At 69.6% G+C, this 26,084-nt stretch carries 26 protein-coding genes and 1 pseudogene; 11 read left to right on the forward strand and 16 right to left on the reverse strand.

Going from position 1 to position 26,084, the window contains the following annotated elements; genetic code table 11:
• The first annotated feature begins 23 nt into the window (after positions 1 to 23).
• Entirely contained in the window at positions 24 to 1,070 is a 1,047-nt protein-coding gene (locus ABLE53_RS02500; RefSeq protein WP_348857000.1) for an LCP family protein, read from the forward strand.
• A 16-nt stretch (positions 1,071 to 1,086) separates the two neighbouring features.
• On the opposite strand, the gene ABLE53_RS02505 is transcribed toward ABLE53_RS02500, so the two are convergent.
• Genes ABLE53_RS02505 through ABLE53_RS02520 form a run of 4 tightly spaced genes read right to left on the reverse strand, consistent with a single transcriptional unit; the run spans position 1,087 to position 4,092 of the window.
• Positions 1,087 to 1,488: a RidA family protein gene (locus ABLE53_RS02505; protein ID WP_348857001.1), complete on the reverse strand. Its 402-nt coding sequence runs from the start codon at positions 1,486 to 1,488 to the stop codon at positions 1,087 to 1,089.
• Between the two features lie 27 nt (positions 1,489 to 1,515).
• Entirely contained in the window at positions 1,516 to 2,061 is a 546-nt protein-coding gene (locus ABLE53_RS02510; protein ID WP_348857002.1) for an NUDIX domain-containing protein, read from the reverse strand.
• 46 nt (positions 2,062 to 2,107) lie between these two features.
• Complete coding sequence (locus ABLE53_RS02515) at positions 2,108 to 2,587, reverse strand: methylated-DNA--[protein]-cysteine S-methyltransferase (RefSeq protein WP_348857003.1); 480 nt, start codon at positions 2,585 to 2,587, stop codon at positions 2,108 to 2,110.
• Positions 2,587 to 4,092 carry an Ada metal-binding domain-containing protein gene (locus ABLE53_RS02520; RefSeq protein WP_348857004.1) on the reverse strand — a complete coding sequence of 502 codons (1,506 nt, stop codon included), beginning with the start codon at positions 4,090 to 4,092 and terminating at the stop codon, positions 2,587 to 2,589. Before ABLE53_RS02520 ends, ABLE53_RS02515 begins: the two co-directional genes overlap by 1 nt.
• Before the next feature lie 137 nt (positions 4,093 to 4,229).
• Here ABLE53_RS02520 and ABLE53_RS02525 point away from each other — a divergent pair, with 137 nt between their 5' ends.
• Positions 4,230 to 5,333 carry an LCP family protein gene (locus ABLE53_RS02525; RefSeq protein WP_348857005.1) on the forward strand — a complete coding sequence of 368 codons (1,104 nt, stop codon included), beginning with the start codon at positions 4,230 to 4,232 and terminating at the stop codon, positions 5,331 to 5,333.
• Positions 5,334 to 5,390: 57 nt separating this feature from the next.
• On the opposite strand, the gene ABLE53_RS02530 is transcribed toward ABLE53_RS02525, so the two are convergent.
• Positions 5,391 to 6,356 (reverse strand): FKBP-type peptidyl-prolyl cis-trans isomerase, encoded by a 966-nt coding sequence (locus tag ABLE53_RS02530; protein WP_348857006.1) that lies wholly within the window; start codon positions 6,354 to 6,356, stop codon positions 5,391 to 5,393.
• A 189-nt stretch (positions 6,357 to 6,545) separates the two neighbouring features.
• Here ABLE53_RS02530 and ABLE53_RS02535 point away from each other — a divergent pair, with 189 nt between their 5' ends.
• A complete protein-coding gene (locus tag ABLE53_RS02535) occupies positions 6,546 to 8,645 on the forward strand; it encodes a transglycosylase domain-containing protein (protein WP_348857008.1) in 2,100 nt (699 codons plus the stop codon).
• A 28-nt stretch (positions 8,646 to 8,673) separates the two neighbouring features.
• Here ABLE53_RS02535 and ABLE53_RS02540 read toward each other — a convergent pair whose 3' ends face one another.
• Positions 8,674 to 8,844: a hypothetical protein gene (locus ABLE53_RS02540; RefSeq protein WP_348857009.1), complete on the reverse strand. Its 171-nt coding sequence runs from the start codon at positions 8,842 to 8,844 to the stop codon at positions 8,674 to 8,676.
• 192 nt (positions 8,845 to 9,036) lie between these two features.
• Between ABLE53_RS02540 and ABLE53_RS02545 the strand changes: the two genes are divergently transcribed.
• Both ABLE53_RS02545 and ABLE53_RS02550 read left to right on the forward strand, forming a co-directional pair.
• Entirely contained in the window at positions 9,037 to 9,555 is a 519-nt protein-coding gene (locus tag ABLE53_RS02545; protein WP_348857010.1) for a hypothetical protein, read from the forward strand.
• A gap of 54 nt (positions 9,556 to 9,609) precedes the next feature.
• A complete protein-coding gene (locus ABLE53_RS02550; protein ID WP_348857011.1) occupies positions 9,610 to 10,098 on the forward strand; it encodes a DUF421 domain-containing protein in 489 nt (162 codons plus the stop codon).
• A gap of 40 nt (positions 10,099 to 10,138) precedes the next feature.
• Here ABLE53_RS02550 and ABLE53_RS02555 read toward each other — a convergent pair whose 3' ends face one another.
• Complete coding sequence (locus tag ABLE53_RS02555) at positions 10,139 to 11,689, reverse strand: MFS transporter (RefSeq protein WP_348857012.1); 1,551 nt, start codon at positions 11,687 to 11,689, stop codon at positions 10,139 to 10,141.
• 74 nt (positions 11,690 to 11,763) lie between these two features.
• Between ABLE53_RS02555 and ABLE53_RS02560 the strand changes: the two genes are divergently transcribed.
• Together ABLE53_RS02560 and ABLE53_RS02565 are read left to right on the forward strand one after the other, a co-directional pair.
• Positions 11,764 to 12,219, forward strand: coding sequence for a MarR family transcriptional regulator (locus ABLE53_RS02560; protein WP_348857013.1), 456 nt, complete (start codon positions 11,764 to 11,766; stop codon positions 12,217 to 12,219).
• Positions 12,220 to 12,348: 129 nt separating this feature from the next.
• Positions 12,349 to 13,734, forward strand: coding sequence for a DUF3500 domain-containing protein (locus tag ABLE53_RS02565; protein ID WP_348857014.1), 1,386 nt, complete (start codon positions 12,349 to 12,351; stop codon positions 13,732 to 13,734).
• An 8-nt stretch (positions 13,735 to 13,742) separates the two neighbouring features.
• Here the strand turns inward: ABLE53_RS02565 and purU (ABLE53_RS02570) are convergent, their stop codons facing one another.
• The 4 genes from purU (ABLE53_RS02570) to ABLE53_RS02585 all read right to left on the reverse strand — a co-directional run bounded on the left by purU (ABLE53_RS02570) (position 13,743) and on the right by ABLE53_RS02585 (position 17,924).
• Entirely contained in the window at positions 13,743 to 14,642 is a 900-nt protein-coding gene (gene purU / locus ABLE53_RS02570) for a formyltetrahydrofolate deformylase (protein WP_348857015.1), read from the reverse strand.
• On the reverse strand, positions 14,639 to 15,508 hold the full coding sequence (locus ABLE53_RS02575) for a methylenetetrahydrofolate reductase (protein ID WP_348857017.1): 870 nt from the start codon (positions 15,506 to 15,508) through the stop codon (positions 14,639 to 14,641). Before ABLE53_RS02575 ends, purU (ABLE53_RS02570) begins: the two co-directional genes overlap by 4 nt.
• Before the next feature lie 8 nt (positions 15,509 to 15,516).
• Positions 15,517 to 16,860 carry a hypothetical protein gene (locus ABLE53_RS02580; protein WP_348857019.1) on the reverse strand — a complete coding sequence of 448 codons (1,344 nt, stop codon included), beginning with the start codon at positions 16,858 to 16,860 and terminating at the stop codon, positions 15,517 to 15,519.
• Between the two features lie 134 nt (positions 16,861 to 16,994).
• Positions 16,995 to 17,924: a LacI family DNA-binding transcriptional regulator gene (locus tag ABLE53_RS02585; protein ID WP_348857021.1), complete on the reverse strand. Its 930-nt coding sequence runs from the start codon at positions 17,922 to 17,924 to the stop codon at positions 16,995 to 16,997.
• A 394-nt stretch (positions 17,925 to 18,318) separates the two neighbouring features.
• Between ABLE53_RS02585 and ABLE53_RS02590 the strand changes: the two genes are divergently transcribed.
• Positions 18,319 to 19,026 (forward strand): GntR family transcriptional regulator, encoded by a 708-nt coding sequence (locus ABLE53_RS02590; protein ID WP_348857024.1) that lies wholly within the window; start codon positions 18,319 to 18,321, stop codon positions 19,024 to 19,026.
• Between the two features lie 115 nt (positions 19,027 to 19,141).
• Entirely contained in the window at positions 19,142 to 19,339 is a 198-nt protein-coding gene (locus ABLE53_RS02595; RefSeq protein ID WP_348857026.1) for a hypothetical protein, read from the forward strand.
• 124 nt (positions 19,340 to 19,463) lie between these two features.
• Here ABLE53_RS02595 and purU (ABLE53_RS02600) read toward each other — a convergent pair whose 3' ends face one another.
• The 4 genes and pseudogenes from purU (ABLE53_RS02600) to ABLE53_RS02615 form a co-directional block, all read right to left on the reverse strand.
• The gene (gene purU / locus ABLE53_RS02600) at positions 19,464 to 20,087 is read right to left on the reverse strand and encodes a formyltetrahydrofolate deformylase (protein ID WP_348857028.1); all 624 of its coding nucleotides are present in this window, start codon (positions 20,085 to 20,087) and stop codon (positions 19,464 to 19,466) included.
• Positions 20,088 to 20,190: 103 nt separating this feature from the next.
• A pseudogene (locus tag ABLE53_RS02605) lies at positions 20,191 to 20,376 on the reverse strand (ACT domain-containing protein); the annotation flags it as partial.
• A complete protein-coding gene (locus tag ABLE53_RS02610) occupies positions 20,373 to 21,251 on the reverse strand; it encodes a methylenetetrahydrofolate reductase (RefSeq protein ID WP_348857030.1) in 879 nt (292 codons plus the stop codon). The gene ABLE53_RS02610 and the pseudogene ABLE53_RS02605, both read right to left, overlap by 4 nt.
• Positions 21,248 to 22,633, reverse strand: coding sequence for a hypothetical protein (locus tag ABLE53_RS02615; RefSeq protein WP_348857031.1), 1,386 nt, complete (start codon positions 22,631 to 22,633; stop codon positions 21,248 to 21,250). Before ABLE53_RS02615 ends, ABLE53_RS02610 begins: the two co-directional genes overlap by 4 nt.
• Positions 22,634 to 22,759: 126 nt before the next feature.
• On the opposite strand from ABLE53_RS02615, the gene ABLE53_RS02620 reads away from it, so the two are divergent.
• Together ABLE53_RS02620 and ABLE53_RS02625 are read left to right on the forward strand one after the other, a co-directional pair.
• On the forward strand, positions 22,760 to 24,274 hold the full coding sequence (locus ABLE53_RS02620; RefSeq protein WP_348857032.1) for a PucR family transcriptional regulator: 1,515 nt from the start codon (positions 22,760 to 22,762) through the stop codon (positions 24,272 to 24,274).
• Positions 24,256 to 25,146, forward strand: coding sequence for a methylenetetrahydrofolate reductase (locus ABLE53_RS02625; RefSeq protein ID WP_348857034.1), 891 nt, complete (start codon positions 24,256 to 24,258; stop codon positions 25,144 to 25,146). Before ABLE53_RS02620 ends, ABLE53_RS02625 begins: the two co-directional genes overlap by 19 nt.
• Before the next feature lie 57 nt (positions 25,147 to 25,203).
• On the opposite strand, the gene ABLE53_RS02630 is transcribed toward ABLE53_RS02625, so the two are convergent.
• A complete protein-coding gene (locus ABLE53_RS02630; RefSeq protein WP_348857035.1) occupies positions 25,204 to 26,079 on the reverse strand; it encodes an ABC transporter permease in 876 nt (291 codons plus the stop codon).
• Positions 26,080 to 26,084: the final 5 nt, after the last annotated feature.

The following is a 26,084-nucleotide window of genomic DNA, read 5'->3' on the forward strand; positions in this document are numbered from 1 at the left end:
CAGTAGGGTGCGAGGATGCGGCCATGCCACTCGTCTCGGAGACCGGGCAGGCCAGCCGACGGGCCGTCCTGACGACGATCGTGGTGACACTGGTCGTCCTCGCCGCTGCGACCGCCACAGGCGTGTACGTAGCTTATCGGCACCTCGATCACCGCATCCAGGCGGGCGACCGGATTCACCACCACGCTCCGAGATCCCATCCCGACCTCCCGGACTCCGCGCTCAACATTCTCGCGATGGGCTCCGACACTCGGCAGTGCGCGGGCTGCGCGATCGACAAGGAGAAGGGCGAGGACGGATCCGACACGACGATCCTCATTCACGTGCGGGACGGCCGCAGGTCGGCGTACGCCATCTCGCTCCCACGGGATGTGCTCGTCGACCGCCCTGACTGCCATCCCGAGGACGGCCCGGTGATCCCGGGAGCGCGGCGTGCCATGTTCAACGCCGCGTACTCGCTCGGCGGTCCGGAGTGCACGGTCGAGCAAGTGGAGGCGGTGACCGGCATCCGCATCGACGACTACGTCACGCTCGACATGGGCGGGTTCAAGGGCATGGTCGACGCCGTCGGCGGCGTGCGCGTCCACATCCCGACGGAGATCGACGACCACTTCGCCCACATCCACTTCGCCGCTGGCACACAGACGCTGGGCGGCGTCCGCGCGCTAGATTACGTCCGTGAGCGGCACGCGGTCGGCGACGGCTCGGACCTCGGCCGACTGCGGAGGCAGCAGGCATTCATCGCCTCGCTGACGCGCAAGGTGCTCTCGGCCGGCACGCTTGCCCGACCGGTTCGCCTCTACCGCTTCGCGGATGCCCTCACTGGCTCCCTCCGCACCGACCCAGAGTTGGCCCGCGTCCCCGCGCTGGTCAAACTAGCCACCTCGCTCAGGCACGCCAAACTCACCGGCATCCAGTTCGTCACGGCGCCGACCATCGCGTTTCCCAAGGGCGACCCGAACTGGGGCCGCCTTGCCTTCACACCGGCCGCCTCGCGACTGTGGCGTCGGGTCATACGGGACAGGCCGCTGGGTCCGTTCGGTGCCGGTGCCATCACGGCCGCGGAGTGAGGCGTCTACCAGCCGCTCAAGAGCAGAGCCCGACCACCAGGTCGATCTCCACGGCCGCGCCGACGGCAAGCCCGGTGACCCCGACGCAGGTGCGGCTCGGGAGCGGCTCGGAGAACCAGGTTCGGTACTCCGCGTTGAACCGGTCGAAGTCGTCGAAGTCGGTGAGGTAGACCCGCACCATCAGCGAGTCGTCGAGCGTGGCGCCGTAGTGCGCGAGCACCGCGGCGAGGTTCGCCAGCACCTGTCGCGCCTGCGCGACCACGTCACCCTCGACCAGCTCGCCGGTCGCGGGGTCGGTCGGCATCTGGCCGGTGACGAACAGCAGGTCTCCCCATCTGGTCGCGTGGGAGAAGGGGCCGACCTGGGGCGGGACGCCCGACTCGGTCGGGAAGGACCTCGACTCACGGCTCTTGCTCACGCCTGATCCTCCCGCACGCTCCCCGCGTCACGTCATCCGGCCCAGCGCGATCGCGGCGTACGCCAGCGCGGCGATGGACTCCGAGTCGTGCAGCTCGCCGGACGTGATGAGCTCGAGGACCCTGGGCCACGGCACGGTGAGGACCTCGCTGATCCCCTCCTCGGCCATCTCGTGCGCCTCGTCAGCGAGAGACAGACCACGCGCCAGGAAGACGTACGCCGGCGCGTGCGCGACCCCGTCGTTCGCGTGCATCAGGCCCAGCTGCTCCCAGTCGGCGGCGGCGTACCCGGTCTCCTCGCGCAGCTCGCGCATCGCGGCGGTGAGCAGGTCCTCGCCGTCGGTTCCACCGGCGGGCACCTCGAGCGACTCGCGGCCGAGGGTGTAGCGGTACATCCGGATCAGGACCACCTCGCCGGCGTGGGTCACCGGCACGACGAAGGCCGCCGGATGCTGCAGCTCCACGACCCCGTAGATCCCGTCGCTGCCGTCCGGGCGGGTCACCTCGTCCTCGCGCACCCGGATCCATGGGTTCTCGTAGACGGTGCGGGACGCGTGGGTCTGCCAGCCGGTCACGCCGGCCAGTAAACCCGACCCGTCCCGCCGCCCGCGGACGCGCCGCTCAGAACAGCGAGTCGCACTCCAGGTCGAGCAGCAGCTGCTTGCGCTCGACGCCGCCGGCGTACCCGGTCAGGGAGCCGTTGGCCCCGACCACCCGGTGGCACGGGATGACGATCGGGATCGGGTTGCGGCCGTTGGCCAGCCCGACCGCCCGGGCGCCGTGACCGGTGAGGCCGAGGCGGCCGGCGATCTGGCCGTACGACGCCGTGCGGCCGTAGCCGACGGAGAGCAGCTCCTTCCACACCCGCTGCTGGAACTCGGTCCCGGCGGGCGCAAGGGGGAGGTCGAAGTCGGTGCGCTCACCGCGGAAGTACTCGGCCAGCTGGCGCGCGCACTCCACGAGCAGCGGGTGGGTGTCGTCGCGGTCGCCGCGCGGGCGCCCGTCGGCGTAGGTGAAGGGGTGGAAGTCGATGGCGGTGATCGAGCCGTGGCGCTCGACGAGCCGCAGCTGTCCGACAGGTGAGTCGATGATCGTCCACATCAGGGCATCTCCGGGTGGGTGAGATCGGGTGAGAGTGAGGTCCACAGGTAGAGCAGGGCGTAGGAGCGCCACGGCCGCCAGCGGGCCGGCTCGACGTCCGCCGCCCCGAGCGCGGCGAGTGCGCGTCTGATGCCGACGTCGGTCGGCAGGAACACGTCGGGGTGGCCGAGCGCGCGCAGCGCGACGTAGTCGGCGGTCCAGGGCCCGACGCCGGGCAGTGCCAGCATCCGACGGCGTACGTCGTCGCGGTCGGCGCCGCGGTCGAGGGCGAGCTCGCCGCCCGCGACGGCCGATGCGAGGGTGGCGATCGTACGGCCGCGGGCGCGCGGCATCGGGAGGGAGGTCGGGTCGACCTCCGCGAGCGTCGCCGGCGAGGGGAAGAGGTGGGTGAGGCCGGCGGCGCTCAGCTCGGGGCCGGTCTCGACGGGCGTGCCGTGGGCGGCGACGATCCGGCCGAGGACGGTCTGGGCGCCGGCGACGCTGACCTGCTGCCCGACCACGGTGCGTACGGCGAGCTCGGCGCCGTCGACGCTGCCGGGGACGCGCAGGCCCCGCACACAGCGGGCCAGGCGCCCGATGACCGTGTCGCCGGCGAACGCCTCCCCGACGGCGCAGGGGTCGCAGTCGGCGTCGACGAGCCGCCGGGCCCGCTCCACCGCGGCACCCATGTCGCGCAGGTCGGCGAGCCGGAACGTGGCGCGCACGAAGCCGGTCTCCCCCACCGTCGACAGGTCGGCGAGCTCGAGCCGCACCGTGCCGGGCCCGTGCGGGAGGTCGAGCGTGCGCGCGAACCAGCCGTCACCGGCGGCCTCCACCCCCGGCACGAGGTGGTCGCGGAGGAAGGCGTGCAGGGCGCGGCCGGCGAACGGGGTGCGGACGGCGAGGCGCATCGCGACCGTGCCGTCGGCGGCCCGCGGGGCGCGACGGCGCCCGCGCAGCTCGGTCGGCGTGGCGGCGTAGACCTCGCGGACGGTGTCGTTGAACTGCCGCACGCTGGTGAAGCCCGCCGCGAACGCGATGTCGGCGAAGCCGAGATCGGTCGTCTCGACGAGTGTCCGGGCGGTCTGCGCGCGGCGGGCGCGGGCGAGTGCCAGCGGTCCGGCGCCCAGCTCGGCGGTGAGCAGCCGGGTCAGATGGCGCGCGGAGTAGCCCACCCGCCGGGCCAGACCCTCCACGCCCTCGCGGTCGACGACGCCGTCCGCGATGAGCCGCATCGCCCGGCCGGCCGCCGTCGCCACGACGTCCCAGTCCGGACTGCCGGGCGTCGCGTCGGGCTGGCACCGCTTGCAGGCGCGGTAGCCGGCCGCCTGGGCGGCGGCCGCGGTGCGGTGGAACGTCACGTGGGCGTACGCCGGCGTACGCGCCGGGCAGGAGGGCCGGCAGTAGATCCCGGTCGTGCGCACGGCGGTGTAGAAGACCCCGTCGAAGCGCCGGTCGCGGGACTTCACCGCGCGGTAGCAGGACTCGCGGTCGAGTCCTGCGGCGGTGGTCTCCGGACTGGTCATGTCCCCATCATCCACCCCGCCACCGACAGGCTCTCGCGGGAATCGGACACGGCTGCTCCGCAAGATCTGCGCGACACAGGCAACGAATCCGGTTGGTTCTTCATCGATCTCTCAGCCGATGCTGGAAGGATCCGGACATGCCCCTCGCCTCTGACTCGACCGGGCAGCTCGCGGCGAACCGCCGCACCGTGCTGAAGACGGTCACCGTGACGCTGGTCGTGCTCGCCCTCGTCACGGGACTCGCCGTCTTCTTCCTCTACCGCCACCTCGACGGCAACCTGCGCCGTGGGCAGGACATCGACCACCTGGTGCCGGAGGCACAGCGGAAGGCGGGGCAGTCCGACCAGCCGCTCAACATCCTGCTGCTCGGCACCGACTCCAGGAACTGCGACGGCTGCGGCATCGACAAGGAGTCGGGCGAGGGCGGCTCGGACACCACGATCCTGCTCCACGTGGCCGCGGACCGGAAGTCGGCGTACGGCGTCTCGATCCCCCGTGACGCCCTCGTACGCCGGCCCGCGTGCACCACGGAGGCCGGCGACGAGATCCCGGGCTCCCGGGCCGCGATGTGGAACGCGGCGTACGCGCTCGGCGGCGCCGGCTGCACCGCCAAGCAGGTCGAGCTGCTGACGGGGCTGCACATCGACCACTACATCGCGCTCGACTTCGCCGGCTTCAAGGGGATGGTCAACGCGATCGGGGGGGTCACCGTCTGCATCCCGGAGGAGGTCGACGACAGCGCCCACAACATCCACCTTCCGGCCGGCACCCACAACCTCAAGGACCAGCAGGCGCTCAACTACGTGCGCGAGCGCTACTCCACCCCGAACTCGGACCTCGGCCGGATGAAGCGGCAGCAGTACTTCATCGCCCAGATGATCAACAAGGTCGTCTCGGCCGGCATGCTCACCAGGCCGGACCGGCTCTACCGGTTCGCCAACGAGCTCACCCAGTCGATCACCACCGACGTCGACCACGTCAGCGACCTCGTCGACCTCGCCACCCAGCTCAAGGACGCCGACCTCGCGCACGTGAAGTTCACGACGGTGCCGAACGTGGCCTACTCGCAGGACAGCCCCAACTGGGGCCGCCTGCGGATCCTCCCCTCCGCCAAGCGCCTGTGGAAGCGGATGAGCCAGGACCAGCCGCTCGGCAAGCGGCTCGGGTCCGGTGCCATCAGCGCCAAGAAGCCCGGCAAGTCCTCCAAGCAGCAGGCCGCCGAGAACGGGTTGTGCGCCTGAGGCGGTACGGCGTACGCCGTACCGCCTCACGGACCGCTCAGGTGGGCCTGGCGGTCGCTACTTCGCCTTGACGACGTCGATCACGAACCACAGCGTCGCGTTGCCCGGGATCGCGGACCCGCTCCCCTGCGCTCCGTAGCCGTACGCCGGCGGGATCTCCAGCAGGACCCGGCTGCCGACCTTCACACCGGACAAGCCGATCCTCCAGCCCTGGATGAGGCCGCTCAGCGACTGGGTGAAGGTCTTCGTCGTGTAGCTCTCGCCGAACGGCTTCTTCGCCTGGTAGGTCTCACCGAGGTAGTTGACGGTCACCGTGTCCGACGCCTTCACCGTCGCACCGCTGCCCCGCTTCAGGATGACGCGGCGGACGGGCGTGGTCAGCGCGGGCTTGTCGATGCCGGTCCAAGTGAGCCCCGTGGGCTTCCCCTTCTTCACGACGACCTTCGGCATCTCGCTCGCCGGCACGTCGTGCACCTTGGCGTCCGACGGCGTCGGCGAGGTCGCCGCCTTCTTCACGAGGTCAGCGACGACGACGACGCTGTCGTTGGCTCCGATGCCCAGCTGCGTGCCGGCGGACGCGGAGCCGAGCAGCTCCTTCGCGCTGGTCACCGCGACGACGCGGGAGCCGTACGTCGCGCCGCTGAAGATCTTGTCGAACACGTCCCCCAGCTGACCGTCGTTCTGGAGCGACTCGGCGGCGCCGTTGGAGTAGTCGCTGTAGGCGACCTTCTTCGTCGTGCCGTCGGCGAGCCAGAGGTAGGTGCTGACCGCGTCGCCGCTGGCGACCTTCGCGCCCGTCCCCTTCACCAGGGTCGTGACGGTGGTCGACTTCGGCTTGGCGAGCTTGGCGTGCCAGGTCGCCTTGAGGCTGTCGCCGACCTTGCCGGTGAAGGAGACCGCAGAGAGCCCTCCTCCCCCGGCCGGGTCGGCGTCGTCGTTCGCGCCTCCGCCGCAGGCCGCGAGGGCCGGTAGCAGGAGGGCGGAGATCAGGGCGACCGCGGAGGGACTGAAACGTCTGAGCACAGGTGGGGCCTTCTGGTAGGTCTGGGAGCCGAGGATGGCCGCGCCACGCTAGCCACCGCCCCTGTGCGGGCGCTGTGCGTCCGGCAGCCCGCCACTGAGCGCTCCGACGCAACTCGTCGGCACTCCTGGGCGTCTGCACAGCAGGGACATAGAGCCGGTCCTTAGCGTCAGGCCAGTCCCACACGACCGATGACCGACAGCGGAGGTGAGGTCCCGACGATGCTGAGCCCGTTCCTCGCCGCGGGCAGGGTGCCCAGGCAGCTCCTCATGATGTGCGTCGTAGCCGGTGTGCTCGGCGTGGTGACGGCGGGCCTGATCGCTCCGGTCGCCGGTCTCGTCGGGCTCAGCGCCCGGGATGCCGCCAAGGCCGTGCAGAACCTGCCGGCCGACTTCGAGGTCGGTGACCTCGCCCAGACGACGAAGATCCTGGACGCCAAGGGCGACCTGATCACGAACCTGTACGACCAGAACCGCGTCTATCGCCCCCTGGGCCAGATCTCCCGCAAGATGGTCAAGGCGATCCTCGCGATCGAGGACTACCGCTTCTACCAGCACGGCGCGCTGGACCTCGAAGGCACCCTGCGGGCGTTCATCACCAACGAGGCCAACGACGGCGTCGTCCAGGGCGGGTCGTCGATCACCCAGCAGCTGGTGAAGATGACGCTGCTCTACAACGCGAAGACCAAGGCACAGCAGAAGGCGGCGACCGCTGACAGCTACGCCCGCAAGCTGAAGGAGCTGCGCTACGCCGTCGCGCTCGAGCAGAACCACAGCAAGGACTGGATCCTCGAGCACTACCTCAACGCGGCGTACTTCGGGGACGGGGCCTACGGCATCCAGGCCGCCGCCAAGCACTACTTCGGCGTCGACGCCGACGAGCTGAACTGGCGCCAGTCGGCCACCCTCGCGGGCCTGGTGAAGAACCCCAGCGGCTACAACCCCACGTCGTACCCCGACGCGGCCATCGCCCGGCGCAACGTGGTGCTCGACCGCATGGCGGAGCTCCACGTCATCCCGCAGGCGAAGGCCGACAAGCTGTCGAAGCGGGGCCTGGGGCTCCACGTGACCACCAGCCGGAACGGCTGCGTGAACTCCACCGCGCCGTGGTTCTGCGACTACGTCGTGAACTACCTGCTCCAGGACGACGCCCTCGGCGATACCCGCGAGGCGCGCAAGAAGCTGCTGTACTCCGGTGGCCTGACCATCCAGACCACGCTGCGCCCGGCCTTCCAGAACGCCGCCGCCACGTCGGTGAAGAGCCACGTGTGGTCCACCGACCAGGCGATCGGCGCCATCGCCGAGGTCGAGCCCGGCACCGGCAACGTCCTCGCGCTGGCGCAGTCCCGGCCGATGGGCGCCGACACCAAGAAGGGCGAGACCTACATCGACTACACGATCCCCAAGGAGGTCGGCAACGCGCCCGGGTTCCAGGCAGGCTCGACCTTCAAGGTGTTCACGCTCGCGTCCGCGCTCAACCAGGGAATCCCGCTCTCGACGACGTTCAACGCCCAGCACACGATGACGATCCCGGAGAGCAGCTACGCCAACTGCGCCGGCTCCTCGCCGTACAGCGGCTACTGGACGGTCAGCAACTCCACCATCGACGGCGTCATGGACGCCTACAAGGCGACGCGGGAGTCGGTCAACACCTACTTCGCGCAGCTCGAGGAGAAGACCGGGGTCTGCAAGCCGTACGAGCTGGCCAAGTCGATGGGCATCGAGCTGACCGATCCGGCCACCGAGCGCTACCCCACCTTCACCCTGGGCATCGCCGACGTCAGCCCGCTCGAGATGGCCGGCGCGTACGCCACGTTCGCCGCCCGCGGGACATACTGCGAGCCCCACCCGGTGACCAAGATCCTCGACGCCTCCGGCGACGTCGTACGCACCTACCACAAGAAGTGCACCCAGGTGATGCCGGAGTCGACCGCCGACTCGGTCAACGACGTCCTGCGCGGCGTCCAGGAGCCGGGCGGGTTCGGCTACTCGAACGGCACCAACCTCTCCGACCCGGACACCGGTCAGACGATCCCGTCGGCCGGCAAGACCGGCACCACCCAGGACGGCAAGTCCGTCTGGTTCATGGGCTACACGCCGCAGATCGCCACCGCGGCCATGATCGCCGGCGCCAACCAGGCCGGTACGCCGATCCCGCTCGGCAGCATCACCGTCGCCGGCACCTACCACGACCCGTCCGGGTCGGGATTCGCCGGACCGATGTGGGCCGACGCGATGCACGCGATCGAGGGTTACCTCGACCCGACCGACTTCACCGCGCCCAGTCCGTAGCGGGAGCAGCGGGTCGCAGGGTCCGCTGCTACTTCGCCGGCGAAGGGACGCGGTACCAGACGTGGCCGGGCTCGTCGCCGACCACGAGGCGATCGGTGAAGAGCACCGGCAGCGCGGGCGCGATGCCGACGGTCGGGACGTCGTCGCGCTGGGGAGTCGCGGCGACGGGTCGGGTGATGACGCAAGGGACGCTGTCCATGGTGACCTCCGGCTGCTCGACCTCGGAGGCCCAGCGTCTCCAGCGCCGCTGGGGCGGCTCTCGGTCGCCACTGTGATCTCCCTGTGACCACCGGAGGACGTCCGCGTCGACGTGACGGCAGCGAGCATCGATCTGGCGCGACACGCGACGCAGCAGCGACCTCGGTGGCGCTCGGCGTGGTTGCCTTTCTGCGTGGAGGCCCCTGATTCGTCACTCGACGATGTCACCACCGGGACCCGGCACCGGCTCGCGGCATGGTCGCGTCGGGTCTTCCTGCTGGTCATCTTCGGGTTCGTGGTCGCGGGGCTGTGCGGCGTCCTGGGGGTTCGTGCCGCGACGACCTCCGCAAGCGCGGACGGCTACCGGCTCTCGTTGCACTATCCCCGGATCGCACGCGCCGGGCTCGACGTCCCCTGGCAGGTCACCGTCACCCACCCGGGCGGCTTCTCCGGACCGGTGGTCGTCGAGGCCAGCGGTGCCTACTTCGACATCTTCGAGTCGCAAGGAATCTCCCCCGAGCCGTCGCAGGAGACCCGGGACGGCACGTGGTGGCGGCTGAGCTTCGATCCACCATCCGGCGACACGCTGGTGATCTCGCTCGACGTCTACGTCCAGCCCTCCAGCCAGCGCGGACGCAGCGGCACGGTGCGGGTGCTCGACAAGGGCAGCATCGCGGCCAGCGTCGACTTCAAGACCTCGTTGCTGCCATGACGACCGGCCGGACAGACCCAGCGCGACGGCGCGCAATCGGATGGAGATGACCGCATGGAGATCGTGATCCGCGCACTGGTGATCTTCTGCTTCCTCTGGTTGATCACGCGAGCCGTCGGCCGCTCGACACTCGGCGAGCTGAGCACCTTCGAGCTCCTGCTCTACGTCACCATGGGCGACCTGGTCCAGCAGGCCGTCACCCAGCAGGACTACTCCCTCACCGCCGGCATCCTCGCCATCAGCACCTTCGCGCTCCTCACCGTCGCGCTCTCCTGGCTCCAATGGCGCTTCCCACGCACACGGCCCGTCACGGCGGGTCGGCCCCTCCTGGTGTGGCGTGACGGCATTCCGGTCGACGACGCGATGCGGGAGCAGCGACTCGCCGTCGCCGACGTCCTGGTCGCGGCCCGCGAGCAGGGCATCCGGCGGACAGCGGAGATCGAGTACGCCGTACTCGAGGCCGACGGCCGCCTGTCGTTCTTCACCCGTGACGCCGACCCGGCGGAGGAGAGCGGCGCCCCGGAGACGGCGCCCGAGACCTGAGCTCGGCGGGCCCCCGCCAGGGCACGACTCGCCGGACCCCTTACAGGTGGCCGGCCTCGCCCTCGACGGTCTCCTCCAGGACGGTCTCGAAGTCGTGGCGGGCCGGGTCCCGGACCAGGAGGAGAACCAGCCCGGCGACCACGATGGCGAGCAGTGCGCAGACGACCATGCCGGTGTGCAGGCCGCTCATGAAGCCCTCGGTGGCCTGCGGGAGCCCGGCGATCGGCAGGCCCGCGGCGGCCGCCTCGTCGGCGCCCGGCTTCAGGTCGAGGCCGGCGAGGCCGGAGGCCACCCGGCCGGAGACGATCGCGGACAGGACCGCGGTGCCGATCGCACCGCCGACCTGGATGCAGGTGGTCTGGAAGCCGCTGGCGACGCCGGCGAGGTGGAGCGGAGCGCCACCGACGATGAGGTCGGCGCCGGACGGGATGGCGAACCCGGACCCGAAGGCGAGGACCACGAACGGCACGGCCATCAGCCAGTACGAGGACCCGGGGTCGATCCGGGTCAGGGCGAGCAGCGCCACACCCATGAGGAGGAGGCCGAGGGCTGCGACGCGGCGGGGGCCGACCTTGGCGGTCAGGGCGGCACCCAGCGGTGCAGCCGGGATCGAGAAGGCGCTGAGCGGGAGCATCCGCAGGCCGGCACCGATGGTGGTGTGGCCGAGGGTGTTGAGCAGGTAGAGGGTGATGAGGAAGGTGATGCCGAGAATGGCGAAGAAGTTCGCGATGAAGACCAGCCCGCCGACGCTCACCCCGGCCGAGCGGAACAGGTGCATCGGCAGCAGCGGGCTCTCGATCCGGCTCTCGACGACGACGAACGCCGCAAGCACGACGACGGCGAGCACGAGGGTGCCGAGCGTCTTCTCACTCCCCCATCCCCATGCCTCGGACTGGACGACCCCGAACACGAGCGCGAAGAGGAACACCGCCAGCAGCACGACGCCGGCGAGGTCGAAGCGGCCCTCGCGCTGCCGCTCGGTCTCCCGGAGCACCAGCGCACCGAACACGAGCCCGATGACGGCGATCGGGGCGTTGATGTAGAAGACCCACTCCCAGCCGAGCCGCTCGACCAGGATTCCGCTCACCAGCGGGCCGGCCGCGATCGCCACCGAGGAGACGCCTCCCCAGATGCCGACCGCCATCCCGAACTTCTCCCGGGGGAAGGTGGCACGCAGCAGCGCGATCGTCTGCGGCATCAGCATCGCCGCGCTCAGGCCCTGCAGGGCCCGCAGCGCGATCACGCCCTCGACGCTTCCGATCAGGCCGATGCCGACGCTGGACAGGCCGAACAGCGCGACACCGCCGAGGTAGAGCCGCTTGCGACCGAGCCGGTCGCCGAGCTTGCCTCCGAGGACGAGGAGGACCGCCAGGGCGAGCAGATAGGAGTTGATGATCCACTGCAGCTCGGCGAACGAGGCGCCGAGGTCGGCCTGGATGGCGGGGTTGGCGATATGGACGACGGTCGAGTCCAGGCCGACCATGAACAGGCCGAAGCAGACGGCCACCAGGGTCAGGCCGGGGCGGCCCACCCGTCCGGCGTCGGTCGGGTCGGTCGGGGTGGTCGCGGCGCTGGCCACGGGCGAGCTCACGAGGAGGGCTCCTTAGGATGGCGGAAGACAAAGATTATGTTTATGAAACAATACATGCTCGGTAGGATCGATGCATGCCAGCACGCCGCAGATCATCACCGGCGGTGACCGACGCCGCGCTCGCCGAGCTGGCTGACGCCGTCCTGGAGCTGGCACGCAAGCTCGACGTACGCCGGCCCGAGGTGCGCGACGTCGTACCGCTGACGGGGACGGAGGTCGCCGTCATCCGCCAGATCGAGCGGACCCCGCGCATCAGCCCCACCCAGCTCGCCACCGCCACCGGGCTGCAGCGAAGCAACGTCAGCACCGCCATCCGGAGCCTCGAGGCCCGCGGCATGGTCGTCCGCGAGCACCCCGCCGGAGACGGGCGCGCCGTCGAGCTCGTCGCCACCGAGCTCGCCACCGAGAACATCGAGCGCCTCCGCGCGTACTGGGCACAGCGGCTCGGCCAGCTCGATCCGGCACTCCTGATCGAGGGCGTCGCCGCCCTCGACGTCCTACGCCGGCTCGGGGACGCACTCGCGGAGTGACGCCCCGCGCCGGCCGGTCCGGTGCGCCCCCGCCCCGGGCTCGTCGCAGGCGCTTGGACTCTGCACAGCCGACGCAAAGACCGCGTTCATAGCGTGGCGGCGATCCAGACAAGCACCGAGGAGCAGCCTGTGACCCGAGAGCACGCCGACCACCGCGACGACCACCCGCACGCCCACGGACACCGCCATCACGAGCCCGGGTCTCCGGGATTCGTCGCACGTCGGCGCTTCATCACCCAGGCGTTCGCGGCGGCAGGAGTCGCCGCCTTCTCCGGAATGCTCGCCGCGTGCGGGTCGAGCGGCTCGTCCACGTCGCTGACCTCGTCCTCGGAGGCGCCGAGCGGGTACGGCGGGCCAGGTGGCGAGGGGCCGGGCGGCGGCGGGCCGGGTGGTGGCGGTCCCGGGGGTGGCGGTGGCGCGGACGGCGGCCCGGGCATCACCGACAAGTTCGTCGGCGTCACCACCGACGGCACCGTGATCGAGGACCTGTTCAGCATCCACAGGACCGGCGTGAGCACCCGACCGGTCGTGGCGGCCGCCAAGGCCTGGCTCGGCTCGCTGACCGCCGCGCAGCGCAAGGCGGTCACCTTCCCGGTCAGCGCGGCCGACTACACCAAGGACCAGTGGCGGCTGTGGACCAACGTCGACGGCGACCGGAGCGACGGCATGAGCCTGCAGGACATGACCAGCACCCAGCGCGCCAAGGCGATGGCCATCCTGAAGGCGGGCATGAGCGCACGCGGGCTGGAGAACGCCGACAAGGTGCGCCACCTCAACCTGTACGGCGGACAGCTCACCGACACGACCGACCGGTTCAACGACGAGCTCTACTGGCTGGTCATCATGGGGAGGCCGTCCATGACCGAGCCGTGGGGGTTCCAGTTCGAGGGCCACCACCTGGTGATCAACTACTTCGTGCTCGGCGACCAGGTCGTGATGACGCCGACGTTCATGGGATCCGAGCCGACGATCGCCAAGTACAAGATCGACAGCAAGTACGAGGGGACGAGGATCTTCACCGAGGAGCTCGCCGCCGGCTACGACGTCGTACGCTCCCTGGACGAGGACCAGCAGTCGGTCGCGATCGTCCAAGGCACTCCCAGCGATCTCTCTGCGGGTGCGTACTCCGACAACAAGGTCCTGCCGTACGAGGGCATCAAGGCCACCGACCTCAGCGGCTCACAGCTGGCCAAGCTGTGGAAGCTCGTCGAGCTCTACGTCGGCAACGTCGACGAGGGCCACGCCAGGGTCAAGATGGCCGAGGTCAGGAAGCACAAGGACGAGACCCACTTCTCCTGGCACGGCACCACCGAGGACGATGCCCCGATCTACTACCGCGTCCACAGCCCGGTGGTCCTCATCGAGCTCGACTGCCAGGACCTCGGCCCCGTCGGCGAGGCAGCCGGCTGGGACGCCGGCATGAGCCAGCGGCACATCCACACCATCATCCGTACGCCGAACGGCAACGACTACGGGAAGAGCCTGCTCGCCCTGCACCTCGAGCTCGACCACTGACCCCGGGATCAGGCGAAGACGATGGTGTGGTTGCGGTGGCGGATCACGCGGTCCTCGGCGTGCCAGGCGACGGCCCGGGACAGCACCGCCCGCTCGACGTCGGCGCCCCGGCGCTGCAGGTCGGCGACCGTGTCCGCGTGGGTCACCCGGACGACGTCCTGCTCGATGATCGGGCCCTCGTCGAGCTCCTCGGTGACGTAGTGCGCGGTCGCCCCGATGAGCTTGACCCCGCGCTCCTTCGCCTTCGCATAGGGCCCCGCGCCGATGAAGGCGGGCAGGAAGGAGTGGTGGATGTTGATGATCGGCACCCCGACCTCGCGGATGAAGTCCCCGGAGAGGATCTGCATGTAGCGGGCCAGCACGATGAAGTCCACGTTCCCCTTCAGCAGCCGCAGGTGCTCGGCCTCGGCGGCGGACTTGTCCGGACCCGAGGAGGCCACGTGGAAGAACGGGATCCCGAAGGACCGCACCTCCTCGGCGGTGTCGGGATGGTTCGAGACCACCATCGCGACGTTGACCGCCAGCTCGCCGCGCCGATGCCGCCACAGCAGGTCCAGCAGGCAGTGGTCGGACTTCGAGGCGAAGATCGCCACCCGCTTGGGCACCGAGAGGTCCCGCAGCCTGAACTCCAACCCGAACTCTCCCAGCGCCGAGCGCAGGTCCTCCTCGATCCGCGGCAGCGCGGCCTTGAGGTCCCGCATCCCGAAGACCGTCCGCTGGAAGAACGCACCGCCCTCCGGGTCGTCGGAGTACTGGTCGAGCGAGACGATGTTGGCGCCGTGCCCGCTGAGCACGCCCCCGATCGTGCCGACGATCCCGGTCCGGTCCCGTCCTCGCACGATGAGGGAGGCGTGGTCGGTCCCCGGTACGCCGGCCGACTGCGCGGGCCGAGCCTGGGTCAGGGTCATCGTCGTACTCCTTCGGTGAAGTCGGTGAGCCACTCCGAGGTGGCGCGCAGCCCGCCGAACGTGTAGAAGTGCAGCCTCACCGCCCCATGCCGCGCGGGCACATACCGACCCGCCAACTCCCGTAGAAACCGGTCCGGCCCGGCTGTGCCCATCAGGTTCGTGAGCGAGAAGCCGTACTTCCGGGCGGTGCCGGCGCTGGTGCCGATCCCGAACCGCGAGGCGTAGCGGACCAGCCGCCGGATGCCCGCCGGGCCGGCGACCCCGACGCGGATCGGGAGCCCGATGCCGCGCTCGCGCACCTGCTCGATCCAGCCGATGACGGCGTCGACGTCGAAGCCGAACTGCGTGATCACGTCGCCCGCGAGGTCGTGCCTCGCCAGCTCGGTCGCCTTGGCCTCCAGTGCCCGCCACAGCTCCGCGTCGTCGATGTCGGGATGGCCCTCCGGGTAGCCGGCGATGCTGACCCGGCGTACGCCGTACGCCGGCAGGAGGCCGCTGCCGATGACCGACATCGCGTCGCCGTAGGGACCGTGCGGCGTCGACGGGTCACCCGCGACCACGAAGACGCTCTCGCCGGTGCCGTCGGCCTGCAGGGCGGCGAGGAGCTCCTCCAGCGCCGCCTCCGAGCGCAGCCGCCGGGCAGAGATGTGCGGCACTGGAACGAACCCCAGTGCCTTGGCGGTCCGGGCGGCCTCCCGCCTGGTCTCGAGGTCCTCGCTCTCGAGGAACGTCACGTTGATCCGGGTTCCGGGCGGAATCCCGGCGTGCGCGTCCAGCAGGGCGGGCACGTCCTTGCCCGTCATCTCCAAGGACGCGTCGGAGAGCAGGGCGCGCAGCACCTCGGAAGGAGCGGTCTCGACGGTCATCCGCGCCCTCACGCCCGAGCGCGGTAGAGGGTCCGCGACACCTCGTTGTACGGCGCGGGGTGCACCGTCGCGCGCAGCCGGGGGAACCCGAGGTCGGCGTCGGGATCCGTCCCGGCGCCCGGGTGCTGGCCCCAGACGACCTCGACCTCGGTCCCGGTCGCGGCGTGGGCCTTGTCGACGAGGGTGAGCGCCATGACGGTGCCGACCGGGTCCAGCCAGCCGGTCTGGAATGTGACGCCGACCAGCTCGCCGCCGACCTCGACCCGGTTGCGCCAGTAGTGGTGGACAAGTCCTGGGTCCTCGCCCAGCACCCGGGTGACGTCGTCTCGGTCGAAGACCAGCGTGACCTTCGTACGCGGCGCCTCGTCCTTGGCCTTCTCCAGCGCGGCCCGTCCGATGAAGTCGTGGTTGAAGGAGATCGAGCGTCCGTAGCCGAGCTCGTACGGCGAGCAGTAGTAGTCCTCGATGTTCGGCGAGAAGTAGCTGCCCTGCAGCGGCTTCTGGCCTTCGTACGAGAACAGCGACACGGAGCGGCGGTAGTCCTCCAGCGCCGGGTCGGTGTAGATGGCCGGGGTCGGCGACGGGATCCAGCCACTGCCGAGGCTCGCGGTCGGATAGGACCACGCACCTTGGTGGACCAGACCGTAGTGCTCGCCCGCCTTCAGGAGGGCCTCCTTGACGAACGCGCCGTCCTTCCAGTCGCCGATGAACTCGAAGCCGGCCTGGCCGGCCATGCCGTGGCGCAGCGCCCTGAAGCGCCGGCCCTCGAGCTCGACCGGCGTCGAGTGGAAGAACCTGGTCGGTGGGAGCGGGCCACCGAACACCTCCTCGATCAGGGCTCCGGCGAGGGGGCCCTGGATCTGGTAGCGGAAGAGTGCGGGCTCTCCGCCGCCCATCCGCTGACGGACGGAGGTCTCCGGGTTGGTCTCGAAGGACACGTCGTAGCGCATCCGCTGGGCGTGGTACTTGACCCAGTTCTGCGCCGCCGAGACCCCGCTGAGCGTGTAGGTCTGCTCGCCGGTGCGCAGCAGGATGCCGTCGGTGATGATGTTGCCGTCCTCGGCCACGGGCACGAACTGCTTGGCCTGGCCGATCGCGAAGCTCTCGTAGTTGTTGGCGCTCACCGCCGTCAGCATCTCGGTCGCCTGGGGTCCCTCGATGAACGTGTCGGACATGTGGTGGGACAGGTCGGCGATCGTCACGGTGTCGTACCACGCGGCCTGCTCGACCTTCCAGCCGGCGTACTCGGGCTCGATGACCTCGGGGAACCAGGGCGGAGCGTCGGGCTTCCACAGCAGAGCGACCGCCGATCCGGCCTGGTCGAGTCCGTCCTGAACGCTGGGTGTGACCATGGGGCTCCTCCTGGTGCTAAATCGATTAAGTACACCTTAGGGTCCCGTGACCGACGCCACAACCAAGTCGGCGCCCACGGCGCGAAAACCTGTGATCGCCGCTCCTGCACTGCCCGCCGGCCGGCGGCGGACGGTCAGGCCGATGCGCGCGCGATCACCCTGGCCGGCTCGAGGACCAGCCCCGCCTCGTCGAGTCCCAGCAGCCGCCGCGCGACCCGGCGACCGTGCGCCTCCGCATCGATGCGCAGCGTGGTCAGCGCCGGTGAGACCAGGCCGGAGTAGTCGGTGGCGTCGTAGCCCATCACGGCGAGCCGATCGGGAACAGCGAGCCCCAGATCGTCAGCGGCCGCCAGCACGCGCAGGGCGACATCGTCGCTATAGCCGGCGACGGCCGTCACCTCCGGGTGCTGGTCCAGGAGCACCCGCAGCGCGGCCGCGGCCTCGTCTCGCGGTGTCGGTACGACGAGGGCCTCGATCGGCGCGATGTCCAACCGGATCGCGACCTCGCGGCTGAAGGCCAGCCTGGCCGCCACGACGGGCGGTTGCCTGGGGGGAAGCGCCATAGCGATGTGACTGTGCCCGCGCTCCATCAGATAGCCGACCTGGGCCGCCGCGTGGGCGGCCAGGCCGTCCTGCCAGCCGGCGCCGGCGTCGTCGAGCTCGTGGCCGGGGCGGGCGTAGGAGCCCGCGAAGTCGACGACGGCCCGCGGGACGACGGCCTCAGCAACCCGACGCCGCTCGTCCTCGTTCGCACCGCGGTGGCGCACGAGCAACACGTGGCCGTGCCGGGCCAGCTCGTCGTCGAGGCCGTCGACGAAGGAGCGTGAGTAGTGCCCCTCGGCACCCGCATCCATGTAGAGCACGACGATCCTCGAGGTCCCCTCACGCAGCGCCCTGGCGATGCCGTGCGTCCGGTAGCCGAGCCGCTCCGCCGCCGCCCGCACCCGCTCACGGGTCTCGGCGGAGATCCGCTGGTTCCCGACGTCGTTGAGCACGAAGCTCACGGTCGCGCGGGAGACGCCGCTCGCGTCCGCCACGTCCTGCATCGTCACCCGGTCGGTCACGGCCCCTCCTTCCACCCGAAGTCTGCCTCACCGCAGTAGCGCCGGACCTTCCCGGTGGACGCCATCGGCGCCGATGACGACGTCGAAGCAGCCGGCGGCTCGCGTCGTCGGTGACGTCCGCCTGGGCGAGACGGCGCGGGGCGCGCTCACGCGAAGCAGAGCCGATCGCCCAACCGGAGCGATCCTCGGTGTCGAAACGCCGCGCCACTGCGGCGTCCGCGACTGTTGGCGGTAGATTGCCCAACAATCGGCGCACGCCTGCTGCGCTCAGGAAGAGATCGACGACCAAGGCCCGAGGGTCCCGGACAGACCCTCACGCGGGGAGGAACAGCATCGGCATGGGACACCGACCGCATCTGATGGCCATGTCGGTCCCGGACGCCGGACGGATCCGTTGACCGAACACGAATCCGCGGCAAGCGAGGCGCAGAGCTCGAGTCGCTCGAACCAGGCGTACGAGGATCTTCGCAACCTGCTGCTCGGCGGGCACTTCCCGCCCAACACGCGGCTGACGGAGGCCGAGCTGACGAGCCTGCTCCAGGTCTCGCGCGGGACCGTGCGCGCGGTGCTGGTCCGACTGGTCCAGGAGGGCTACCTCACGAGCGAGCCGAACCGCGGCGTACGCACTCGTTTCTTCTCGCTCGAGGAGGCGCTCGAGGTGCTGGAGGCGCGCGAGGCGCTCGAGTCGGCGCTCGCGGAGAAGGCCGCAGAGCGCGCGACCGACGACGAGCTCGAGCTCCTCGCCGAGATCTGCGACGAGATGGGTGCGACGGACTACGTCGAGTCCGAGTCTGCGTACGCTCGGCTCAACCGGCGCTTCCACCAGCAGATCAGGGACTCGGCCCGGCAGCCGATCCTGGCCGGCTTCGCCGACTCACTCGTTTATCCGCTGGTGATGCGCCAGTACCGCGACCTGACGAGCACCAGCCCGCGTCGTACGACCTTGATCGAGCACCGCGCGATCCTTTCGGCCCTCCAGACCCGCAACGGAGAAGCCGCCGCAGCGTCGATGCGTCACCACATCGCGTCAGGCCGACGTTCGCTCCTCGAGGGCAACGGCGCGACAGCTCAGGGGAAGGTCGGCGAATTGCCGTGCCACTAGAACCCTCCGCCGTCCGACATTGCTCAACAATCACAGAGCTCCACTCCGATTGAATGTGAGACGCGCCACTGTTAGATTCGCGTCTTGTAAGACAACCGGCGAAAGAGGTAGCGCGATGTTCAAGCGATTTCACCGGCAGGCGAAGCCGTCTGGCCGGTTGCTGGCGCGCTTGGCAGATGCGCTGACGACCGTGTTTCGGCAGGACGCCGGCGTCGTGCGGACCCCGGAGGACGGGGTGCTCGTTCTTGCCTGCGAGCTGGAGTTCCTCGAGATCGAGCCGATGCATCGGCATCTGGGAGGTCTCTCCACCTAGGTCACAGCGTCGTACCCGCGACCAGACACGTGTGTGCGCACCTGGTCCGATCGCCGACGCCGGTTCCGTGCGTGTGGACACGCTCGGTCGCGTGCGGTCCGAGACGCCACCGAAGGCCGCTCGCTCAGACGAAGACGATTGTGTGGTTTCCGTGACGGATGACTCGATCGTCGGCATGCCAGGCGACCGCGCGTGACAGCACGGCCCGCTCCACGTCCGCTCCACGGCGTTGCAGGTCGGCGACGGTGTCGGCGTGGCTGACCCGGACGACGTCCTGCTCGATGATCGGTCCCTCGTCCAGATCCTCGGTCACGTAGTGCGCTGTGGCTCCCACCAGCTTGACTCCGCGGTCCTTGGCCTTCGCATAAGGACCCGCACCGATGAACGCCGGGAGGAAGGAGTGGTGGATGTTGATGATCGGCACGCCGACATCCCGGATGAACCCACCGGACAAGATCTGCATGTAGCGCGCGAGCACCACGAAGTCGACGTTGCCCTTCAGCAACCGAAGATGCTCAGCCTCGGCCGCCGACTTGTCCGTGCCGGCCGAGGGAACGTGGAAGAACGGCACACCGAAGGACCGCACCTCTTCCGCCATGTCGGGATGGTTGGAAACCACCATCGCCACGATGACCGTCGCATCCGGTGCCAGCTCGCCCCGCCGATGACGCCACAACAGGTCCAACAGGCAGTGGTCCGACTTCGAGGCGAAGATCGCCACCCGCAGGGGCACCGACAGATCGCGCAACCGAAACTCGAGGCCGAATTCCTCGAGCCCCGCGCAGATCGTCCTTCAACCGTGGTAACGCCACCGGCAGGTCCGGCAGACCGAAGATCGTTCTCTGGAAGAAGGCGCCACCCCAGGGGTCGTCGGAGTACTGGTCGAGCGAGACGATGTTCGCCCCGTGCTCGGTCAGGATGGACGCGATCGTCGCCACGATCCCCGGACGATCACTACCCCGAACGACCAGCGATGCCTGCCCGGTCCTGCTCGGAGCAGCGCGCGTCGGCGGCGGTGCGGGCTGCGAAGCCGTCATCGGCGCCCCTCAGTCCACGAAGCCTTGGACGCGGCGACCCACTCCGAGGTCGTCTGCAGCCCTCCGAAGGTGTAGAAGTGCAGTCTGATCTGCCCGTGCACTCCGGGGTCGAGACGATCGGCGAGCTCGCCGATGAATCGGTCGGGACCAGCGGTACCCATCAAGTTCGTGATCGCGAACCCGTACTTCCTCGCGATCGCCGCGCTGGTGCCGACCCCGAACCGGGCGGCGTAGCGCAACAGCCGGCGTATCCCGGCGGGGCCGGGGACGCCCACCCGGATCGGCATGCTGATGCCGCGGTGGCGGACCTGCTCGATCCAGGCGATCACCGGATCCACGTCGAAGCCGAACTGGGTGATGATGTCCCCGGCGACGTCCCGCCGGGCCAGCTCCGCAGCCTTCGCCTCCAGGGCCGTCCACAACCGGGCCGAGCTGATCTCCGGGTGCCCTGCGGGATAGCCGGCAATGCTGACTCGCGCGACACCATAGGACTCGAGCAGGCCGGAACGGATCAACGAGAGCGCGTCGTCGTACGGACCGTACGGCACGGAGGGATCGCCCCCGACCACGAAGACGTCGTCGGTCGCGCCTACGGCGTGGAGCGCCGCCAGTGTCTCCTGAAGCATGCCGAGGGACCTCAGCCGCCGCGCCGACAGGTGCGGCACCGGCACGAGGTCCAGCTTCCTGGCCGTCCTCGCTGCGGCGACCCGCATCTCGAGCGTCTCGTTCTCGAGGTACGTGACATTGACCCGGCTCCCAGGCGGAATGGTGCCGCTGGCCCCGAGCAATAGGTCGACATCCTTGCCCGTCATCTCGAGCGACACATCGACGAACAGCTCCCGACGGGCAGCCGTGTCGGCCCGCGCGGCACTCATGCTGACAGCACCTTGCGGTAGCGAGTCCTGGCGAAGCTGTCCAGCGGTGCGGGCTCGACGGTGGCCCGGACCTCGAACTGGTCGTGCGCCTCAACCGCGGGCTTGGCCGAGACGGGGTGCTCACCCCACACCACGCGGACCTGAGTACCTGGTTCGGCGACCTCCTCGTCGACGACGGCGAGTGAGACGACCGCTTGGTCGCGAACGACGTAGCCGCAGTCCATCGAGATGCCGACACGGCGACCGTCGCGGAGGACCTCATCCATCTGGAACTGGCCGTAGCGAGCCTTCGGCAGGGAGAAGTACTTGAAGGTCGGTCCGGGGGTCCACAGCGAGGTGAAGATCCGCCCGACGTCCTCGGCGTTCCACACCAGCGTCACCTTGCGACGGTGCGGCCCGTCGGCGCGAGCGCGAAGCGCGTCCCTGCCGACGAACTCGTGGTCGAACTTGACATGCTTTCCGTAGCCGAGGTCATACGGCGTGACGTAGTAGTCGGTCGCGTCCAGCGAGCTGAGGCTTCCGGCGAGCGAGCCGGCACTGTTGGCCGGCAGCCAGCGCCGATACTCGACCAGGGTCTCATCGGTGTAGATCGCCGGCATCGGACCGGGGATCCAGCCGGACTCCAGGTTCGCCGTGGAGTACGCGAGCGAGCCGACCTGCTTGAGTCCGAACTCCTCCCCCGCGCCGAGTATCGCCCCGTGCACGGCGGGGCCGTCCTCCCACGGCCCGAAGATCTCGAATCCGATCTGGCCCGCCATGCCGTGGCGGATGGCGCGGACCTCCCTGCCGGCGATGACGAACGTCGCCATTCCGAAGAACCGCACATCGGGCATCGGCTCACCGGTGAGCTTCTCGACGATCGCCGCCGTCGCGGGCCCCTGGATCTCATACCGGTACAGCCTGGGCGGACGGCCGCCCCTTTCCACGGACTGCGGGTCGCGCTCGACGGTCACGTCCCAGTCGCCGGTGAGCGCGTGGTACTCGATCCAGTCCAGGGCGGTCCGGCGACCGACGAGGTCGGCGGAGGTGTCGCTGAGCCCTACGAGGACGCAGTCGCCGATGTAGTAGCCGTCCTTGTTGACAGCCACGAACTGCTTGGCCTTGTTGTTTCCGAACGTGGCGAAGCTGTTCACACCGAGGTGCTCCAGCAGTCGGATCGTGTCGGGCCCGTCCACGAACAGGTCGACCATGTGGTGCGACTGATCCATCAGCGCGCACGACTCATGCCACGCGAGCGCCTCGTCCCGCCAGTTCGTGAACTCACTGGGGACGAAGCCGAAGCCATGAGAGAACGGTCGGCGCGCCTGGTTTCGCATGAGTTCGATGGGATTTCCGGCTCGGTCGATCGCGTCCTGGAGGGTCTCGGTTGCTGCCTTGCTCATGCTGTTCCCTTCGACGAGGTGCGCGGATCGGAGGCGGATGGCGAAGCACCGCGCAACACCTCCACGGTCGCAAAGTCGAGCGCTTCCGGGCACCGTCATCCACGCCAAAGACGTCGCCGGTCGATTGTGCTGAAGCACAAATCACCCGATACTGGACTGACCCGGGCTAGCGGGTGCCAGCAGCCCCTGCAAGAGCTGCTGCCGAAGCCGTCCGGGACGGGTCGACGTTCGGTCGACCGCGGGGCTTGGCCGTCTGATGGGACTCATTCGAATGCTGAGGCACCAACCGGTAGGAGGAGCGGGCCGGCTCCGTCTCGCCTCGCTGCCCCGTCTCGGGACTCCGCGCCGATGAACCTCGCGAAGAACGAGGTCACCGACCTTCATCACGTCGTCGCCCTGTGCAGCGAGCTGTCCAGCCTGGCAACGTCCGACATCGGAGATCTCAGCCAGGTGGTATCCCTGGTGGCGCGCCGCGCCGGCGTCTGGGCAGCCGTCGTCGACGACACGGCATCGGTGTTGGCGGCCGACGGTGGGATCGAACCGTTCGAGACCGAGCGTCTGTTGAACGTGCTGAGGAGCGAGGAGCACGCCGTCTCCCAGCTCATCTCTGCCGCGGCCACGATGCGTCGCGCCCTCTCGCTGCCGGCCTTCGGAGTCGATGCCGCGTCGTTGGCGGTCGCCCCGATCCTGGTCGGCGACGACTCCGTGGCCTACTTCCTCACTGCGGGTCACGACGTCGGCGAGACCGACGAGGACACCCGGATCATGGTGACCGAGCACGCCGCCATGGTGAGCGCCGTCATCCTGGGCAGGCGGCGGGTGGTCACGATCGCGGCGGGACGAGCGCGCCGAGAGCTGTTCGACGGGTTGGTGCTCGTCGGTGATCGGACGGTCGCGGACGTGGATGGCTGGGCTCGTCATCTCGGCATCGAGCCCGACCACCGCCACCGGATCCTGCTGGTGGCCCTGGATCCGTCGGGTGCAGCCGTGGCCCCAGCCGTGACCGATCTCATCGAGAGCCTGATCGTCACGAGGCTTCCGGACGCGACGGTCGTCAACCGCGACACGGAGGTCGTTGCGCTTGTCCCGGGCGATGACGACGCAGGCCTCGGCCGACGGCTGGTGGAGCTGGCCAGGCTCTGCCGACGAGCCGCGACCAGCCGATACCCGGAAGTGCGCCTGGTCGCCGGTTTGAGCGATCCTCATACCGGCGCTTCGCGTATCAGCGTCTCGTACGCCGAGGCGAGGCGGGCGGCGGAGATCGGTTGGATGATGCCCGGTCTCTCCTCCGATGTCGTCGTCTTCGCGGACCTGGGAGTCCATCGCCTGCTCGCGCACGTCCGCGGCACGGCAGAGCTGACGGCGTACGCACGCCAGGTTCTCGGTCCGCTCGCCGACTACGACCGGAGCAACGGGACCGACTACTGCCGGACGATCCACGTGTACTTCCAGGAGAACGCGAGCCCACAGCGAGCCGCGTCGCGTCTCCATACTCACCCGAACACGATCGCGTACCGAGTGCGCCGCGCCGAGGAGATCACGGGGATGGACCTGGGGTCCTACACCGACCGTCTTGCGGTCCAGGTCGCCCTCGAGATCCTGGCCGGAATGGGAGAGGACGCATGTACGACCTCGTCATGAGCAGGCAGGGCGCTCCGCTGGTAGGCGCCTACGTCGTACCGGTCGCAGACGACCGCGAGTCGGCGGCCGGAGACGCTGTCGCTGCGGCGGCAGACGGCGCCGACCTCGTCGTCACCGCCACCTCCGGCCCTGAGCGCTCCCGCTACACGAGCACGAACCAAGCCATCGATCTGGCGGCGGCCTGTCAGGAGCGCGCCGGGATCCCGGCTGTGGCAACAGTTACCACGTGGAGCAGGACCGTCATGGCCCTCCAGGCGCATCTGCTCGGCGGGCATGCCCGGGGAATCACCCGACTGGTCTGTGGGAACGGCAGCGCCCCGAGCCATCGGGATCTGCGCGTGAGGGGTCGCTGGGCTGTCGACGTCGTCGAGCTCATCGAGCTCCTTCGCAGCCTGAACGACGGCATCGACAGGTACGGACTGCGGCTGGAGTCACCGACGAACTTCCAGATCGGCGTCCGGATCCGTGCGGCCCCGCGACTCGCCGCCACCGACCGCTCGCGGATCCGACGGAAGATCGAGGCAGGTGCGCACTTCATCGTGACCAGTCCGGTCTACCGACCCGAGGCGCTCGAGCCGTTGCTCGACGTCGTGGACGGCGACGTCCCGGTCATCGCGACTGTGCATCCGCTCCGCTCCGCGGCCGAGGCCGCCACGCTGCACGACGAGCTCCCACCCGGTTGCGTCCCCATGGACCTGGTACGAAGGCTCGAGCAAGCGGCAGACCGCGTCGCCGTCGAGGCCGATCGGATCGCTCTGGACATCGCTCTCGAGGCCGGCCGCGCCACCCGCGGAGTGATCCTGTCGCGTCATGATCGACCTGGCCTGCTTCGGCAGATCAGGTCGTCGCTCGCCGCGTCCGTCCCGGAGTGATCATCGCCTGGGTTGCCATCAGCCGCTTGACGTCACGGGCGGTGCACGCAGGCACGCTCACGTCGACACATTGCCACGCGCGGACGAGCGGCCCTTCGTACGTCCGTCAGCCAGCCCGAGACGCCGGATGACGAAGGCGTCCAGCTGGTTCAGGATGCCGTTGAGAACGAGCGTCATCACCACGAGGATGATGAGCCCACTGAACTCGGCCGCGGCATCGAGGTTCGTCGCGGCGGTGAAGAGCTGGTGACCCACCCCCTCGGAGGACGCCACGAACTCACCCCCGATGACGCCGATGATCGCCAACGGACCGGCGGTCTTCAGCGCGGTGAAGAACGGCGACACCAGCGTCGGCAGCGTGACGTAGCCGAGGACGTGGTGTGTCCGTCCCCCCATCAGTTGCACGCTCTCGACCAGTTCGCGCTCTCGCAGTCGCAGGCCCATGTAGAGGTTGTAGAAGACCACAAAGGCAACCCCCGTGGCTGCGATCGTGATCTTGGACCACTCCCCGATCCCGAAGAACAACAGGAACAAGGGCGCCAGGGCGATCTTCGGAATGCCGTTCAGTGCGGCGATCAAGGGTTCGAGCACCTGCCCGAGCAGCGGGAACGACCCGAGAACGAGCCCCATGAAGCTGCCGACCGCCGTCCCCAACGCGAAGCCGGCGAGGATCTCGACGGCCGTGGTCTTGATGTCGAGCCAGCCCTGCTGCGAACTCAGCGTGTCACCGAGAACCCTCACCACGTCGGTGGGCTTGCTCACGGCGTACTCGGGGAGGAGCCGGCCGCTCAAGACCTGCCAGAGCACCACGATCAGAGCCAGCACGCCGAGCCGCAGGGCGATGATGACGGCACCTCTCCTCGACGCGCGTCGACTCCGGCGCGTCCTCCTCGGCTTCCTGGTGGCTGTGCCCGCGTACGTGGCCGTCACCATCCTCT

Source organism: Nocardioides asiaticus (genome assembly GCF_040049175.1).
In the GTDB taxonomy this organism is placed as follows: Bacteria; Actinomycetota; Actinomycetes; order Propionibacteriales; family Nocardioidaceae; genus Nocardioides; species Nocardioides cheoyonin.